Origin of the sequence: Rubrivirga aquatilis (genome assembly GCF_046845665.1) — a bacterium.
Taxonomy (GTDB): Bacteria; Bacteroidota; Rhodothermia; order Rhodothermales; family Rubricoccaceae; genus Rubrivirga.
The window spans coordinates 1999602-2015083 of record NZ_CP177355.1 but is presented as its reverse complement, the minus strand read 5'-3'; the positions used below and the strand labels follow the sequence as shown (position 1 = coordinate 2015083).

General features: G+C 71.3%; 10 protein-coding genes. 6 read left to right on the top strand and 4 right to left on the bottom strand.

Annotated elements, in window-relative coordinates; all coding sequences use genetic code 11:
* Positions 1–35 precede the first annotated feature (35 nt).
* On the bottom strand, positions 36–3089 hold the full coding sequence (locus ACLII4_RS08665) for a DNA polymerase I (RefSeq protein WP_412070506.1): 3054 nt from the start codon (positions 3087–3089) through the stop codon (positions 36–38).
* Between the two features lie 199 nt (positions 3090–3288).
* Here ACLII4_RS08665 and ACLII4_RS08660 point away from each other — a divergent pair, with 199 nt between their 5' ends.
* The 3 genes from ACLII4_RS08660 to ppdK all read left to right on the top strand — a co-directional run bounded on the left by ACLII4_RS08660 (position 3289) and on the right by ppdK (position 7660).
* Positions 3289–3963: an HAD family hydrolase gene (locus ACLII4_RS08660; protein WP_412070505.1), complete on the top strand. Its 675-nt coding sequence runs from the start codon at positions 3289–3291 to the stop codon at positions 3961–3963.
* A gap of 352 nt (positions 3964–4315) precedes the next feature.
* Positions 4316–4834, top strand: coding sequence for a hypothetical protein (locus ACLII4_RS08655; RefSeq protein WP_412070504.1), 519 nt, complete (start codon positions 4316–4318; stop codon positions 4832–4834).
* Between the two features lie 135 nt (positions 4835–4969).
* Positions 4970–7660, top strand: a complete 2691-nt coding sequence (gene ppdK / locus ACLII4_RS08650; RefSeq protein ID WP_412070503.1) for a pyruvate, phosphate dikinase — start codon at positions 4970–4972, stop codon at positions 7658–7660.
* On the opposite strand, the gene ACLII4_RS08645 is transcribed toward ppdK, so the two are convergent.
* Both ACLII4_RS08645 and ACLII4_RS08640 read right to left on the bottom strand, forming a co-directional pair.
* Complete coding sequence (locus ACLII4_RS08645) at positions 7657–8553, bottom strand: fructosamine kinase family protein (RefSeq protein WP_412070502.1); 897 nt, start codon at positions 8551–8553, stop codon at positions 7657–7659. The genes ppdK and ACLII4_RS08645 overlap by 4 nt on opposite strands.
* A gap of 20 nt (positions 8554–8573) precedes the next feature.
* Entirely contained in the window at positions 8574–9185 is a 612-nt protein-coding gene (locus ACLII4_RS08640) for a hypothetical protein (protein ID WP_412070501.1), read from the bottom strand.
* Positions 9186–9494: 309 nt separating this feature from the next.
* Between ACLII4_RS08640 and ACLII4_RS08635 the strand changes: the two genes are divergently transcribed.
* Positions 9495–11396: a 7TM diverse intracellular signaling domain-containing protein gene (locus ACLII4_RS08635; protein WP_412070500.1), complete on the top strand. Its 1902-nt coding sequence runs from the start codon at positions 9495–9497 to the stop codon at positions 11394–11396.
* On the opposite strand, the gene ACLII4_RS08630 is transcribed toward ACLII4_RS08635, so the two are convergent.
* Positions 11375–11884 (bottom strand): low molecular weight protein-tyrosine-phosphatase, encoded by a 510-nt coding sequence (locus ACLII4_RS08630; RefSeq protein ID WP_412070499.1) that lies wholly within the window; start codon positions 11882–11884, stop codon positions 11375–11377. The genes ACLII4_RS08635 and ACLII4_RS08630 overlap by 22 nt on opposite strands.
* 331 nt (positions 11885–12215) lie before the next feature.
* On the opposite strand from ACLII4_RS08630, the gene dxs reads away from it, so the two are divergent.
* Both dxs and ACLII4_RS08620 read left to right on the top strand, forming a co-directional pair.
* A complete protein-coding gene (gene dxs, locus ACLII4_RS08625) occupies positions 12216–14171 on the top strand; it encodes a 1-deoxy-D-xylulose-5-phosphate synthase (protein WP_412070498.1) in 1956 nt (651 codons plus the stop codon).
* 117 nt (positions 14172–14288) lie between these two features.
* Entirely contained in the window at positions 14289–15473 is a 1185-nt protein-coding gene (locus ACLII4_RS08620) for a hypothetical protein (RefSeq protein ID WP_412070497.1), read from the top strand.
* Positions 15474–15482: the final 9 nt, after the last annotated feature.

Here is a 15482-nt window from a genome sequence, read left to right as displayed (position 1 = left end):
CCAATCCCCAGTCCCCATAGTCCCCAGTCCCCCGCTCAGTGCGCGTCGAGCCAGTTGTCGGCGACCCCGATGTCGACCACGACCGGCACGTCGCCGAGCGGGTACGCCGTCGCCATCTGCTCGCGGACGAACGCCGAGACCGCCTCCACGTGCGCCTCGGGGACCTCAAAGACCAATTCGTCGTGGACTTGCAGGATCATCCGCGTGCCCGCCGACACGTCCGGCAGGCCGCGCGAGATGGATAGCATCGCGATCTTGATCATGTCCGCCTGCGTCCCCTGGATCGGCATGTTGACCGCCACGCGCTCGGCGAACGCGCGGTCGTTGGGGTTGCGGCTCCCGATGAGCGGCAGGTAGCGCCGGCGCCCGAGCAGCGTCTCGACGTAGCCCCGCTCCCGCGCCTCGACGACGAGCCCGTCCAAAAACTCGATGACGCGCGGGTATGAGGCCCGGTACTGGTCGATCAATTCCTTGGCCTCGGCGTTCCCGATGCGCAGCCGGCTCGCGAGCCCGAACGCCGAGATGCCGTACGGGATGCCGTAGTTGACCTGTTTGACGCGGTCGCGCTGGGCGCGCGTTACCTCGTCGTAGGCCACGTCGAACACGCGCGCGGCGGCGGCGGTGTGGATGTCCTGGTCGGCCGCGAACGCCGCCGTCATGTCGGGGTCGCCGGACATCGAGGCGATGATGCGGAGCTCGATCTGGGCGTAGTCCGCCGCCATCAGCACGTGGCCAGGCTCGGCGACGAACGCGCGCCGGATCTCCTTGCCCAGGTCCGTCCGGATCGGGATGTTCTGGAGGTTCGGGTTGGACGACGACAGCCGCCCGGTCGCCGTGACGGTCTGGTTGAAGTCGGTGTGGACGCGGCCCGTGTCGGGGTGGATCAGCTCAGGCAGCTTGTCGACGTACGTGCTCTTGAGCTTCGAGACCTTGCGCCAGTCGAGGATGAGCGCCGGGAGCGCGTGCTCCTGGGCCAGCTCGCTGAGCACCTTCTCGTCGGTCTTCGGCTGGCCGGACTTTGTCTTGCCGAGCGGGATCAGCCCGAGCCCGAACGTCGGCGCCTCCTCGGCAAGTTGCTTTTTGGTCTTGGGCTTGGCGTCGGGGTCGCCGGCCACCTCGCCCGCCTCGTAGTCCCGCATGTCCTGGAGCCACGTCTGGTACGCCGCGTGGTCCTCGTCGGTCGGGGGCGGATTGAAGAGCACCTCCCCGATCTGCTTCGGCGACCCGATCCCGAACTCCCGACCGGTCTGCTCGAAGATCTGGCCCTCCAGCTCCTCGATCTGGGCGTCGAGCTGGACCCGGATGTCGGCGAGCACCTTCTCGTCCACCTTGACGCCCGCCATCTCCATCGCCGCCAGCACGGGGACGAGCGGGAACTCGATCTCGTTCGCGATCTGCAACAGCCGCCCCTCTCCGTCGTCGACCGCTTCGAGCGCGTCGGTCAGGATCGGGACCAACCGGAGCGCCACGTCCGCGTCCTCACACGCGTACGGCCCGGCGTCCTCGACGGCCACCTCGCGCATGGTGATCGCGTTCTTCCCGGTCCCGATCAGGTCGGTGATCGGCTGCGGGCGGTAGTTGAGGTGGAAGCTGGCGACGTCGTCGAGCTTGTGGCTGGCCTCGGGGTTGATGAGGTAGTGCGCCACCATCGTGTCGAAGATGTCGCCCCTCACGGTCACGCCGTGCCGCGCCAGCACCTTGAGGTCGTACTTGACGTTGTGGCCCACCTTGGGCAGGTCCGGGTCCTCGAGCGCCGCGCGGATCGCGTCGAGCGCGGTCTCCGTCGGCGTCCCGTCGGGGAGCGGCGTCGGGAGGTAGACGGCCGTCTCCTCCTCCTTCGACAGCGCCACGCCGACGAGCTCGGCGTGCATCGGGTCGACCGACGTGGTCTCCGTGTCGAACGACAGCTGGTCGGCGTCGGTCACGGCCTCGGTCGCGAGCCCGATGTCTTCGACCTCGTAGACCGTCGCGTAGCTCACCCCGCCCGCGTCGAGCGCCGTCACGGGCTCATACGGGCCGAAGTCGAAGCTCAGCGACGGGTCCTCCTCGGGCAGCGTCGTGGCCGTCCGCGGCGTGCGCTGGCGGCCGGCGGCGTAGTCGCGGACCCGGTTGCGCAGGCGCGAGCCGAACCCGACCTCGTTGAACAGCGCCTCGACCTCGTCGAGGTCGGGGTCGGTCCGGCGCAGCGTGTGCCAGTCGAGCTCTTGCCCATCGGGCCCCGTCAGCGGCACGTCGCAGCGGATGGTGACCAGCTGCTTCGAGAGCCGCGCGTCGTCGGCGTACGTGGTCATCCCCTCGCGCGCGCGCTTGCCTTTGAGGTCGCCCGCGTGCGCGATCAGGTTCTCGACCGTCCCGTACTCCTCGATGAGCTTGATGGCCGTCTTCTCGCCGATGCCCGGCACGCCCGGCACGTTGTCGGCGCTGTCGCCCATCAGCGCCAGCAGCTCGACAAACTGGGCCGGCTCCAGGCCGCCGTACTTGGCGCGGAAGGTCTCGGGCGTCTCCAGGTCGAACGCCTCGCCCTGGTATGGCGGCCGCAGCATCGAGACGCGATCCGAGAGCAGCTGGCGGAAGTCCTTGTCGGCCGAGAAGATGACGGCGTCGACGCCCTCGTCCTCGGCGCGCTTCGCCAGCGTCCCGATCACGTCGTCGGCCTCCATTCCGTCGACTTCCAAGACCGGGATGTCGAACGCCGTGCACAGCCGCTTGAGGAGCGGGATGTTCGACTTGATCTCGGGCGGCATCGGGGGCCGGTGGCCCTTGTAGTCGGCGTAGAGCTCGTCGCGGAACGTCGGCCCGCCGCCGATCACGTCGAACACGACGGCGATGTGCTCGGGCTGCTCGTCCTCCAACAGTTTGAGGAGCGCCGTCGTGAAGCCGTAGAGCGTCCGCGTGTCGGTCCCGTCCGGCGCGGACAGGCTGGCGTTCTTCATCGAGAAGAAGGCCCGGTACGCGAGCGCCATCGCGTCGGCGAGGAAGAGCGTCTCGCGGCCGGCGTCGGACTCAACGGCCGCGAGCGGGTCGTCAAGGTCGTCGGGAAGCGTGACGTCGAGTCGGACGTTGTCGAAAAGGCTGGGCTGGTCGGCCATCGGGGCGCTGCGGGCGATACGGAACGGGCGGGACACGGTAACGCCAGCCGGTGCCGACGGGTTGTCGCAGGGCGGGTTCGGCCGGTTCTTTCGAGGAGCCGACGCCTCTCCCCCCGGGATCCCCCTGACCACGAGCACGTCCCGGGTCCTGAGCGCCGCCACCGCGTACTCGGTCGGACTTCCCCCCGCCCCTGGCCCTATGCCCGTTCTCCTCTTCGACATTGACGGCACGCTCTTGCAGTCCCACGGGGTCGGCCGGCGGTCGGTGACGGCCGCGCTGGCGGACCTCGTCGGGGACACGTTCGACTTTTCAGACGTCACGTTCTCCGGTAAGACGGACCCGCAGATCTTCCGCGAGGTGCTGGAGGCAGCGGGCCGCCACGGTCTCGCGGTCGAGGGCGCCACGCCCGAGGCGTTCCTGTCCCTCTACGAGCGGGAGATGGCCGCGCGGCTGCCCTCGGCGACCGTCGAGGCGCTGCCCGGCGCCGTCGCGCTCGTCCGTCGGCTCGCGGGCGACGGCGCCGAGATCGGCCTGTTGACAGGCAACATTGAGGCCATCGCCTACGACAAGGTGGCCCGGATCGACCTGGGCCGCGAGCTGTTCCCCTTCGGCGCCTTCGGCAGCGACCACGCCGACCGTGACGCGCTCCCCGCCATCGGCGCGCGCCGGGCGACGGCGCACCTCGGCCGGACCGTCGAGACCTCGGAGCTGGTCATCCTCGGTGACACGCCGCGCGACATCGCGTGTGCGCACGCCGCCGGGGCCGTCGCCGTCGCTGTCGCCACGGGCCGTTACTCGGCCGACGAGCTGTCGGGTGCGGACGTGGTTCTCGACACCCTGGAGGGGTTCTCGTTAGACATGCTCCGGCCGTAACGCCTATCGGGGTCCCCTGCGGGGGTCGTACGGCCAGATCGCCTATCCTGGGCGGAACGGAACGCGCAGGACTACGATGGCCCAATTTCACATCCGGACGTGGTGGCTCGCAACCGCACCTTTCGCGCTCGTCGTCGCCCTCGCCACCTGCGCTCCAGAGCCGACGGAACGTGACGACCGCGTCGAGGCAAGCGGGCCCGTCGACCCCTCCGAGTGGGACGAGAATGCGTGGGAAGACGCGGTCGGAGATCGTCTGGCTACGGATTCCGCTGTCGTCGGTGAGAACGGCGGCCCTGGCGTGCGGTATCGGCGGTCCTCCCCTGACTCTACACGCCGTCTCGCATCCGCCCGGATGGAAGAGCTCCTCGGCGTCGTCCGCTACGACGAGATCTCCGCCCTTCAGCTCGACGAGTGGGCAGTGTTCGACGTGGTCGTCGCCGAGGACACGGCTCACTTTCGCCGGGTCGAACCGGTCGGGCCGGAGAGGTCCGTCGTAGACAGCCTCCGGGTAAGCGATCTCATGGAGGCCGAGCTGCACGCGGTCACTCCGGGGCTCCGGGTCGACTCGCTCAGCAGGCGGCGCCAGTGGCTTGACGACGAGGCCCCGCCCCACTGGCAGTGGCGAGTCACTGCGTTGGAAGGGGGCACACAACGGCTGGCGCTCCACGTCTTCGCCGTCACTCGTGTCGACGGGCGCCCTGTAGCGCGGCGCCGGACCTATGCGGCCGTCGTGGAGGTGGCCGTGCCGCCGGGCCGCTGGCTCAGTCGGCTTTGGGAAGCCATTTCCAACAACCCCGTGGCCTCGGGGGTGGTGACCAGCCTGCTGCTCACGGTCATCGGGCTCGGAGCCAAGTGGGCTCGGACCCGCTAGGGCGAGATCGGCGGATCGACGGCGGCGGAGTTGCGCTCCGCGGGTGGGCCGGGTCCGACGGGACGACCGCAGCTGCCTGACCCGGAACTAACCGCCGTGCGGCAGCTTGACGGGAGCTCCCCTCCCTCCGTTCCGATGTCCGACACCGCCCCCGCCCGCCGCTGGGTGTACCCGTTCGCCGACGCGCCAGCCGGCGACAAAGCGCTGCTCGGCGGCAAGGGCGCGGGGCTGGCGGCCATGACCGCTGCCGGGCTGGCCGTCCCCCCCGGCTTCACCATCACGACGGAGGCCTGCACGGCGTACCAGACCGCCGGCCACCACTTCCCAGACGACCTCTGGGCCCAGACCCGACAGGCACTGGCCCGGGTCGAGGCCGAGGCGGGCCGTCGCTTCGGCGACCCCGAGGACCCGCTCTTGCTGTCCGTCCGCTCCGGCGCCGCCGTCTCCATGCCGGGCATGATGGACACGGTCCTCAACCTGGGCCTCAACGACGAGACCGCCGCCGCGCTCGCGGCCCGCACCGGCGACGCGCGGTTCGCGTACGACGCCTATCGCCGGTTCGTCGCCATGTTCGGCGAGATCGTGATGGGCGTCGAGGCCGAGCGGTTCGCCGCGCTCATGGCCCGTGCCAAGGCCACCACCGACGGGGGCCAGGACACCGACCTCTCGGTCGACCAGCTCAAGGAGATCGTCGCCGCCTCCAAGCGGCTCATTGCCGGGACCAAGCGCCAGCTCTTCCCCGACGACCCCGAGGAGCAGCTCCGCCTGGCGGTCGCCGCCGTGTTCGACAGCTGGGACAACGACCGCGCCGCCCACTATCGCCGCATCCACCGCATCCCGGACGATATCGGGACCGGCGTGACGGTCCAGGCCATGGTCTTCGGCAACCGAGGCTGGGACTCTGCGACGGGCGTCGCCTTTACCCGGGACCCGTCGACGGGCGCTAAAGGGCTCTACGGCGAGTACCTGCGCAACGCCCAAGGCGAGGACGTGGTGGCCGGCATCCGCACGCCCAAGCCCATCGCCGAGATGGCCGAGGACATGCCGGAGACCTACCACGCCTTCCGCCAACTCGCCGACCGCTTGGAGGCGCACTACGGCGACGTACAGGACATCGAGTTCACCGTCGAGCAGGGCGAGCTGTGGCTGCTGCAGACGCGGACCGCCAAGCGCACCGGCGCCGCCGCCGTCCGCATCGCCGTCGACATGGTGGCCGAGGGCGTCATCGACGAAGCCACCGCCGTCCGCCGCGTGGACCCGGCCGCGCTCGACGGGCTGCTCCACCCGACCATCGACCCCGACGCGGAGGCGGTCGTGCTGGCGGTCGGGCTGCCCGCCAGCCCCGGCGCCGCGACCGGCCGCGTCGCCTTCACCTCCGAGGAGTCCGAGACGCGCGCCAAGGCCGGCGACCCGGTCATTCTGGTCCGCCAGGAGACCTCCCCGGACGACTTCCACGGCATGGTGGTCTCGCAAGCCATCGTGACCGCGCGGGGCGGCATGACGAGCCACGCCGCCGTCGTCGCGCGCGGCATGGGCACGCCCTGCGTCGCCGGCGCCGACGCGCTCCACATCGACACCGTGCAGGGCCGCCTCGAGGTGGACAGCCGCACGATCGTCGCGGGCGACTGGATCACGGTCGACGGGGCGACGGGCCGCGTGCTGCTGGGCCAGGTCCCGACCGTGCAGCCCGTGCTCGGCGACGACTTCCACACGCTGATGGGCTGGGCCGACGACGTCCGTCGCCTGCGCGTCCGCGCAAATGCCGACACCGCAGCCGACGCCCGGACTGCACGCGAGTTCGGGGCGGAGGGCATCGGTCTGTGCCGCACCGAGCACATGTTCTTCGGGGACGAGCGGCTGGCGGCCATGCGCAAGATGATCCTCGCCGAGTCGGCGGGCGGCCGCGAGGCCGCGCTCCGCGCCCTCCTCCCCTTCCAGCGCGCCGACTTCGACGGCCTGTTCCGGGCGATGGACGGGCTGCCCGTCACGGTCCGTCTGCTGGACCCGCCGCTCCACGAGTTTCTACCCGACTTGGTCGACCTCCACGACCGGCTCGCGGAGACCAAGCTCGCCTTGCGCCACGCCGTCTCGCTGGAGGCCATGGACGGCTTGCTCGACGACGCCGACACGGCCCGGGCGCTGCTCCGCCAGGTCGAGCGGCTCCACGAGCAGAACCCGATGCTCGGGCTCCGGGGCTGCCGTCTGGGCCTGCTCTACCCCGAGATCACGCGGATGCAGGTCCGCGCGCTCTTCGAGGCCCTCGCCGACTGCGTCGAGGACGGCGTCGACGTGCGCCCCGAGGTGATGGTCCCGCTCGTCTCGGTCGCCGCTGAGCTCGCGAACCAGGCCGCCGTGGTGCGCGAGGTGGCCGACGAGGTCCTTGCCGAGCGCGGGGTGTCGCTGGACTATCTCGTCGGCACGATGATCGAGCTGCCCCGGGCGGCGCTCACGGCCGGCGCCATCGCGGCGCACGCCGAGTTCTTCTCCTTCGGCACCAACGACTTGACCCAGACCACGTTCGGCTTGAGCCGAGACGACTCCGGCCGCTTCCTGTCGTCGTACATCGAGCGCGGCATCCTTGCCGCCGACCCGTTCCAGACGATCGACCGCGACGGCGTCGGCGAGTTGGTCCGCCTGGGGACCGAGCGCGGACGGGCCGCGTCGCCAGGCCTCAAGGTGGGCGTCTGCGGGGAGCACGGCGGCGACCCGGCCTCCGTTGCCTTCTTCCACGGCGTCGGGCTGGACTACGTGAGCTGCTCGCCGTACCGCGTGCCGGTGGCTCGGCTCGCCGCCGCCCACGCCGCGCTCGCAGACGCGAGCAACTAGCCCCCGAACCGCCGGTGTGTCCGCTCGACGGTCGCCCGGTAGCCGGGGCCGTGGGTGAGGTGGTTGATGAGGTGGTACAGGTTGTAGACCTCGGCCCGCTCGTCGACGCCGGGCGCCAGCGGCCACGCCTCAGTGTATCCGGCGTAGAACGGTGCGTCGAACCCGCCGAACAGCCGGGTCATGGCGAGGTCCGCCTCGCGGTGGCCGACGGATATGGCGGGGTCGAGGATCGCGAACCGGCTCCCCGTTTTCGCGGGGGCAGGCTGCAGCGGGACCGCATTCCCCGCCCACAGGTCGCCGTGCAGCAGCGACCGCGCGGGTGTCTCGGGCAGGATCTCGGGCAGTCGGGCAACGATGCGGGCGAGGCTTGCGTCCCACCCCCCATCCCACGCGCCGCGCTGGCGGACCGTCTCGGCTTGCGCGAGCAGGCGCCGCTCGCCAAAGAACGCGGGCCACGTGTCGCGCCACCCGTTTCGCTGCGGCTTGCTCCCGATCCAGTTGTCCCCGGCCCACCCGTAGCCAGTGCCCGGTGCCTCGGCCCGGTGGAGCGCCGCAAGCGCGGCGCCAAAGCGGCGCCAGTCGTCGGGCCCGGGCTGGCCTCGGTCGAGCCACGGGAGCACCAGAGCACCGGGCCCGTCGGCGTCGGGCGCGCGGTGGGCGAGCGGGCGCGGCACGACGAGGTCCGGACCCGCCACCTCCGCCAGCGCCGCCAGCCCCTCCGCCTCGGCGGCGTAAGTCTGGCCCGCCGTCCCACTCCCCCACTTGACGAACACGGCGCCCGCGCCGGTCTCGACCCGGGCAGCCTGCGACACGTCGCCGCCGCCGACAGGCACGGCCGACCGGACGGCGCCGACGGTGGCCTCGACGAGGGCGCGGACCGTGTCGGGAAGCATCAGAGCGACGGGTCGTTGTGCTAGCCCCGAGTCCGCTCGCGGAGGAGCATCATCAGCAGCGACACCACGAGCAGCTCTTCCTGCTCAGCACCGAGCGTCGTGTCGAGCCGCTCCAGCTCGAAGCGGCCCTCCCACAGCGCGGGCTGCTTGGTGAGCCGGAACACCGGGTCGCCCTCCTGCTCTGGCGTCGTCGGGTCGTCGGCCTCGACGGTGTAGCTGGGGTTGAAAAAGTAGCCGCCGAACGCTCCCAGAAGCGGGATCTCGCGAAAGAGAGCGTCGCCGACCTTCGTCCAGGCGTTGTCCTCGTGGATGCGGTAGACCGTCCGGCCCTCGGCGTCGAGCACGTCGTAGCGGGCACGCCAGATGGAACGGCGCCCCTTGCGCGCCAGGGTCCCGACCCCGCGGCCGTGGCCGTCGCGGATCTCGTAGGCCGCGTTAAAGTCCAGGATGCGATCCGCCGCAATGGTGTACAGCGGTGTCGCCTTCGACTCATCGCGATACACCGTCACGGCCTCCTTCAATTTGAATGCCTTTTGGTGGACATACATAAAGGGTGCCCCCGTCGCGTCGGCCACGCGAATCTGGGGAGCGACGGCCAGGATCTTGAAGGTGAGCTGGAACGGGTACTGCATGGCCGGGGGACATGGGACGCAAGGATGGTACGGCGTAGCCCGGGGCGGGACCGAGCACCCGGCGCCGAGATGGTCCAGGAGATTCCTCCTGTGCCGTGGGCACACGGCGACTACAACCTCGTTTCAGATATCTTTTTTCGCCCCAACAAGAGGCAGCCGCTCCTCTATAAACGTACACTAGGCCTTTCCTTTCCATAGTGGTCGGCCGATACGCCGCCTGTTCCATTGTTTCGCACGTTGACCTCGCTGTTCGCTTTCTTGCTGCTCGGAGCGGTCGCTGCCGCACAGCCCTCCCTCCCATTGGGAGGCGTGGAGCCGGACCTCGCAGGCCACCTCGCCGCACTCGTCGACACACCGGGCACGCTGAGCGTCGACCAAGCGATGCAGGCCGAGGGGTACCGACCCGTCGCCCCAGTGCTGGAGCGGTCGGCGCTGACCGCCCAGGCCGTCTGGCTCCGTCTCCCCGTCGAAGCACCCGGCGACGCCCCGAGCGCGTGGGCCGTGGAGACGCTGGCGGAGCGCATCGACGTCTACTGGACCGACACGAGCGGTCGGCGCCAGCACCGGGTGGCCGGGATCGACGTGCCGGCCGACGAGCGGGACCTCGACCAGGGCTTCCCCGGGACGGTCCTGCTGACGCTCGCGGCGGGCGAGCGGCGGACGCTCTATGTCCGTGTTGCGCACGACCCCTACGGCTCCGAGGCCACGCCCCACCTCCGCCCCGTCCGCGTGGTGCGGGCCGACCACGCCGCGCTTCGGGGGCGGTCGCTGGCGCTGTGGAACGGGCTGTTCTTCGGCACCCTGCTCGCGCTCGCCCTGTTCAACCTGGCAATGCTCGCCGCGCTCCGCGACGCCAGCTTCCTGTACTACGTCGGGTACGTCGGTGGCGTCGGTCTGTATTTCCTGACGGTCTATCGCTACGGGTTCGACGCCTTCTGGCCGTCGGATCTCGGCTGGTCGCCGGTGCTCCAGACGGCCGCGCTGCACGTCGGGCTGGCGTGCTTCCCGCTATTCGTCCGCGCCTTTCTGGGCCGGGAGCGGGTCGGGCCGCGCCTGGACCGGGCTCTGCTCGCGCTGGCAGCGGCCGTCGCCGCCGGGCTGGTGGTGACGCCCGTGCTCGGCTGGCGGGCCGGGTCGCTGTGGATGTCCGCGCTGGTGCTCGCGCTGATCGTGGTGACCGTCGCCGCGATCTGGCGGGGATGGCGGAGCGGGTATACGCCGTCGGGGCTGCTGCTGGTGTCGTTCGTGGTGCTGGCGGGGAGCACGGCCGGGTTCGTCGCCCCCCAGTTCGGCGCGCCCCCGGTGGACTGGGCGATGGAAGCGGTGCAGGCGGGGCTGGCCCTGGAGGCGTTGCTGCTGGCGGTCGCCCTGGCCTGGCGGGTGGCGGAGCTGCGCACCGCCCGGTCCCGAGCGTCGACGGCGTTGGCGGTGTCCGAGACGCAGCGGCGCGAGGCGGAGACGGCGGCGGCGACGCTCGAGGAGGCCGTCCAGCTCCGGTCGAACCTGCTCGGTTTCGCCGCCCACGATCTCCGGACGCCCCTGTCGAACGTGCTCGGCCTGACCGAGCTCGTGATCGCGGGGGCCCGATCCTCCGACGTGGCCTCCCACGCCCAGCACATCGGCGGCGAGGCGCGGCGCCTGCTGCGGCTGATCGACGACCTCCTGGTGACGGCCGCGCTCGACGGTGGCCACCTCCCTATGGTCCCCGACCTTGCCGACCTCGGCGTCCTCGTCGAGGCCGCCACCCGGCCATTCGCCGCGCGGGCCAAGGCCAAGGGGCAGGCCCTGATCGTCCTGGCCCCGCGCGGACACACTGCGCAGCTCGACGCGGATCGGTTCACCGAGGTCGTCGACAACCTGGTCTCGAACGCCGTGAAGTACACCCCCCGAGGCGGGACGGTCGAGGTGGCAGTGCGGGGGACGGAGGACGAGGTGTGGGTGTGCGTCGGCGACTCCGGGCCCGGCGTCCCGGTCGAGGATCAGTCGCGCATGTTCGAGCCCTTTGCTCGGCTCGCGGCGCCCACGACGGCCGGCGAGCCGTCCACAGGCCTCGGCCTCGCCATCGTCCAGCAGATCGTCGCGCTCCACAACGGCCGCATCGAGGTCGACTCCGAACCCGGGCGCGGCACGCGCATCACGGTCGTCCTCCCCTCCGCGTCGGTCGGCCCCAGCGGAGACGGGGCGTCAGGTCACGCCGTGCTCCAGTCGTAGACCGCACGGAGCCGGTCCAAGATGGCGTCCGTCGTCCGGTCCGCGATCGCGTAGACGTGCTCGAAGCCGTCGGGCCCGCCGTAGTACGGGTCGGGCACCTGGTAGTCGCCGGGCTCGGGGTCGAACTCGCGGAAGAGACGGACGCGGGTGCCGTGGTCGCCGTCGGGGTCCAGCGCCAGCGTGTCGTGGAGGTTGTCCTTGTCCATCACGAAGACGTGGTCGTACTCGTCGAGGTCGTGGCGGACGAGTTGGCGCGCCTTGAGGCGCGAGAGGTCGGTGCCGTGCGTGGCGGCCGTCGCCGTCATGCGTCGGTCCGGCGGGGCGCCCACGTGCCAGCCGCCGGTGCCGGCGGAGTCCACGACGACGCGGTCGGCCAGGCCGGCCGCGGTCACCTTGTCCTGGAACAAGCCCTCCGCGAGCGGGCTCCGACAAATGTTGCCGAGGCAGACGAACAAAACGCGGACGGGGCGATCGGAAGGCACGGGCATCGGGGGGCTTTCGTCGAGACTACCCCGTCGCCGTGTGCGGAGGTCCGGCCGGCCGGATACCTTTGCGCGGCCCCCTCTCCCCCATGCTCCGCCTCCTTCCGCTCGCGCTCGCCGACGCCTTCGGCCGCGTGGTCGCCCGGCGCGACGGCGCGTTGGCGACGGCGGGGCTGGCGCCCAGCACCACCGCCTGCGCACGGCAGACGGCGGGCTCCGCGTCACGATCGCCCCTCAGCCCGTCTTCGCGGCGCCTTTCACTGTCCGTTGAAACCGGGCCCCGGCCTCGCCGGTCTACCGGAGACCCATCGGCTGATCCGAGACCCGACGTATGCCCGTGAGCGCCCCGACCCACACGCCCGGCCCCCTGCTGGCCACCATCGCCAGCCCCGCCGACGTGCGTGCGCTTCCGGTCGAGCGGTTGCCGCAGCTCTGCGACGAGCTCCGCGACTTTATCGTGGACATCGTGGCCGTCCACGGCGGCCACTTCGGCGCCAGCCTGGGCGTGGTCGAGCTGACGGTCGCGCTGCACTGGGCCTACGAGACGCCGGAGGACCAGCTCGTCTGGGACGTCGGCCACCAGGCGTACGGGCACAAGATCCTGACGGGACGTCGCGAGGCCTTCCCGACCAACCGCAAGTACGGCGGGCTGAGCGGCTTCCCCAAGCGCTCCGAGTCCGAGTACGACACGTTCGGGGTCGGTCACGCGAGCACGTCCATCTCGGCGGCGCACGGCATGGCCGTCGCCCGCGACATCATGGGCACGGCCCAGCGCGTGGTCGCCGTCATCGGCGACGGCTCGATGACGGGCGGGCTGGCGTTCGAGGGGCTCAACAACGCGGGCGTCTCGAAGTCCGACCTGCTGGTGATCCTGAACGACAACCGGATCTCGATCGACCCGAATGTCGGCGCGCTCCACGAGTACCTCGCCAAGGTGTCGTCGTCGGGCTCGTGGAACGCGCTCAAGGGCGAGGTCTGGGAGTTGTTCGACAAGATGAAGGGGCTGGGCGGCGGCCACCTCCAGCGTCTGGCGAGCCGGGTCGAGGACGGGCTCAAGGCCGTGCTCACGCCCGGGATGCTGTTCGAGGCCTTCGGCTTCCGCTACATCGGGCCCGTCGACGGCCACGACGTGGTGGCGCTGGCGACGCACCTCAAGAAGCTCCGCGCGCTCGGCGGCCCGATCCTGCTCCACGCGCTGACGGTCAAGGGCAAGGGCTTCGCGCCCGCCGAGGTCGACCAGGTCAAGTGGCACGCGCAGTCGAGCCCCTTCGACAAGCTCACCGGCAAGAGCCTGGCCATCCCGACCGCCTCGGGCACCAAGCCGCCCAAGTGGCAGGACGTGTTCGGCGACGCGGTCATCGAGCTGGCGGAGGCCGACGCTCGCGTCGTCGGTGTCACGGCCGCCATGCCGTCGGGCACCAGCCTGGGCAAGATGATGGAGGTGATGCCGGACCGCGCCTTCGACGTGGGCATCGCCGAGATGCACGCCGTGGTCTTCGCGGCCGGGCTGGCGACCCAGGGGTTGCGCCCGTTCGCGGCCATCTACTCGACGTTTCTGCAGCGCGCCTATGACGGCGTCGTGCACGACGTGGCGCTCCAGAAGCTGCCCGTCACCTTCTGCATCGACCGCTCGGGCGTCGCGGGCGCTGACGGCCCCACGCACCACGGCGCGCTCGACATCGCCTACCTCCGCCCCGTGCAGGGGCTGGTCTGCGCCGCGCCGCTCCACGAGCAGGACCTCCGGGACCTGCTGTACACGTCGCTCCAGCACGACGGCCCGATGGCCATCCGCTACCCGCGCGGCGCCGCCACGGGGATGCCGCTCCGCGACACGTTCGAGACCATCGAGATCGGCACCGGCCGGCGCGTCCGCGACGGCGCCGACCTCGCCTTCGTGAGCTACGGCGCCATCGGCGCGTACGCCATCGAGGCGTGCGAGCGACTCGCGGCGGAGGGCATCGAGGCGGCACACTACGACCTGCGCTTTGTCAAGCCGCTCGACGCGGCCCTGCTGGCGGAGGTCTTCGAGCGCCACACGGCCGTGATCACCGTCGAGGACGGGGTCCGCGACGGCGGCGCCGGCTCGGCGGTCGTCGAGTGGGCGTCGGACGCCGGGGTCATCGACGGCACGCGCGTCGTCCGCCTGGGCCTGCCGGACCACTACATCGAGCACGGGACACAGCGCCAACTCCACGACGAGGTCGGCATCGGCCCGGACGGGCTCATCCGCGCGGCTCGGTCGCTCGTCGGCGCCGGGATCGGCGACCCCGCCGTCGGGGCCGAGGCCGCGTAGCGCGCGGGCCGGCTCCCTACCCGACCGTTCGCCCGGCGCGCCCGGCCACCCGGCGAGTTCCGCTGGCGTTTGTGCGGAGGTCGGCTATCCTTTTGCCACCGATCTCACTACCCGCTCATGCCTCGCGTTCTGCTCCTCGCCCTCCTGGCGCTCGTCGCCTGCGACTCGTCGGTCGTCACGGAGCCCCCACCGGACCGCCCGACAGCCACGCTTCGCGCGCTCGAGGGCCAGGCCCACTTTGGACCGGGGGCCACGTTCGGCCTCGCCCTGTCCGCGGAGGGCCCCGTCGGCGGGTTCGACTCCCAGAGACAGCGGACGCTGGCGCCGTTCGCCTCCGGGCTGTGGCTCGGTACCGACGCCTCGGGCCCGGCGGAGGCCAGCGTCATCTGGCTCGGCGCCTATCCCTACGGCAACTACGCCGCCGACCGTCTCTTCGCGCTCGACGCCGACACACTCTACACCGACATCGGAGCGTGGCCGACAGACCAGGGCGCCCCCGTCGATGCCGACGGCAATCCCCTCGTCTACGGCGACCAGATGCTGTGGGCCTCATTCGGACCTCAGCGCGGCTCTGACATCGCCGCCTACGCCGCGCCCGTCGAGGGCCTGCGCGTCAACGCGGCCGTGTTCGGCTACAACGACATGCCGGGCGTCCGCTACGTGCGCTACGAGGTCGCCAACATCGGCTCGGCGCCGATCGCCGGGCTGCGTGCCGGGTACTACTCCGACACCGACTCCTCCGCCCCCATTTCCGACGCCGTCGCCTTCGACGCCGACGCGGGCCTGAGCTACGTCTACAACCTCCGCCAGAGCGACACCGGCGCCTACGTCGAGACCGGCGCGAGCGGGTTCGCCTTTCTCCAGACGCCCGGCGGCGCGGCGCTTCGCGCCCACCGGATCATGCGCAAGAACAACTACGTCGACCCCGCCTTTGGCGAGACCGGCGTCGACGGCCCGGTCCCCTTCCTGCGCGCCCTCGACGGGCTCTCGAACGCGGGCGACCCGATGATCGACCCGACGACGGGCGCCGCGACGCGCTTCGCGTTCACCGGCGACCCCTTCGCCGGCACCGGCTGGCGCGACGGGCTCGCGGACGACGGGAGTTATCGGGGCATCGACATCCGGCACCTGACCTCGGTCGATCCGATCACGCTTGCACCGGGGGAAACGGCCGTCGCGACCCTCGTCTGGGTGACCGCCGACGCGGGCGCGCCCCGCGACTCGTACGGCGAGATTCGAACCCTGCTCGACATCGTCCGCGCCACGCCCGCGCGGTGGGCGTTCCCGATCGCCAGCCGCTAGCTGGGTCGC

Coding starts and splice junctions, on each gene's coding strand:
- ACLII4_RS08665 (WP_412070506.1), bottom strand. CDS start 3,089: ATGGCCGACCAGCCCAGCCTTTTCGACAACGTCCGACTCGACGTCACG.
- ACLII4_RS08660 (WP_412070505.1), top strand. CDS start 3,289: ATGCCCGTTCTCCTCTTCGACATTGACGGCACGCTCTTGCAGTCCCAC.
- ACLII4_RS08655 (WP_412070504.1), top strand. CDS start 4,316: ATGGAAGAGCTCCTCGGCGTCGTCCGCTACGACGAGATCTCCGCCCTT.
- ppdK (WP_412070503.1), top strand. CDS start 4,970: ATGTCCGACACCGCCCCCGCCCGCCGCTGGGTGTACCCGTTCGCCGAC.
- ACLII4_RS08645 (WP_412070502.1), bottom strand. CDS start 8,553: ATGCTTCCCGACACGGTCCGCGCCCTCGTCGAGGCCACCGTCGGCGCC.
- ACLII4_RS08640 (WP_412070501.1), bottom strand. CDS start 9,185: ATGCAGTACCCGTTCCAGCTCACCTTCAAGATCCTGGCCGTCGCTCCC.
- ACLII4_RS08630 (WP_412070499.1), bottom strand. CDS start 11,884: ATGCCCGTGCCTTCCGATCGCCCCGTCCGCGTTTTGTTCGTCTGCCTC.
- ACLII4_RS08620 (WP_412070497.1), top strand. CDS start 14,289: ATGCCTCGCGTTCTGCTCCTCGCCCTCCTGGCGCTCGTCGCCTGCGAC.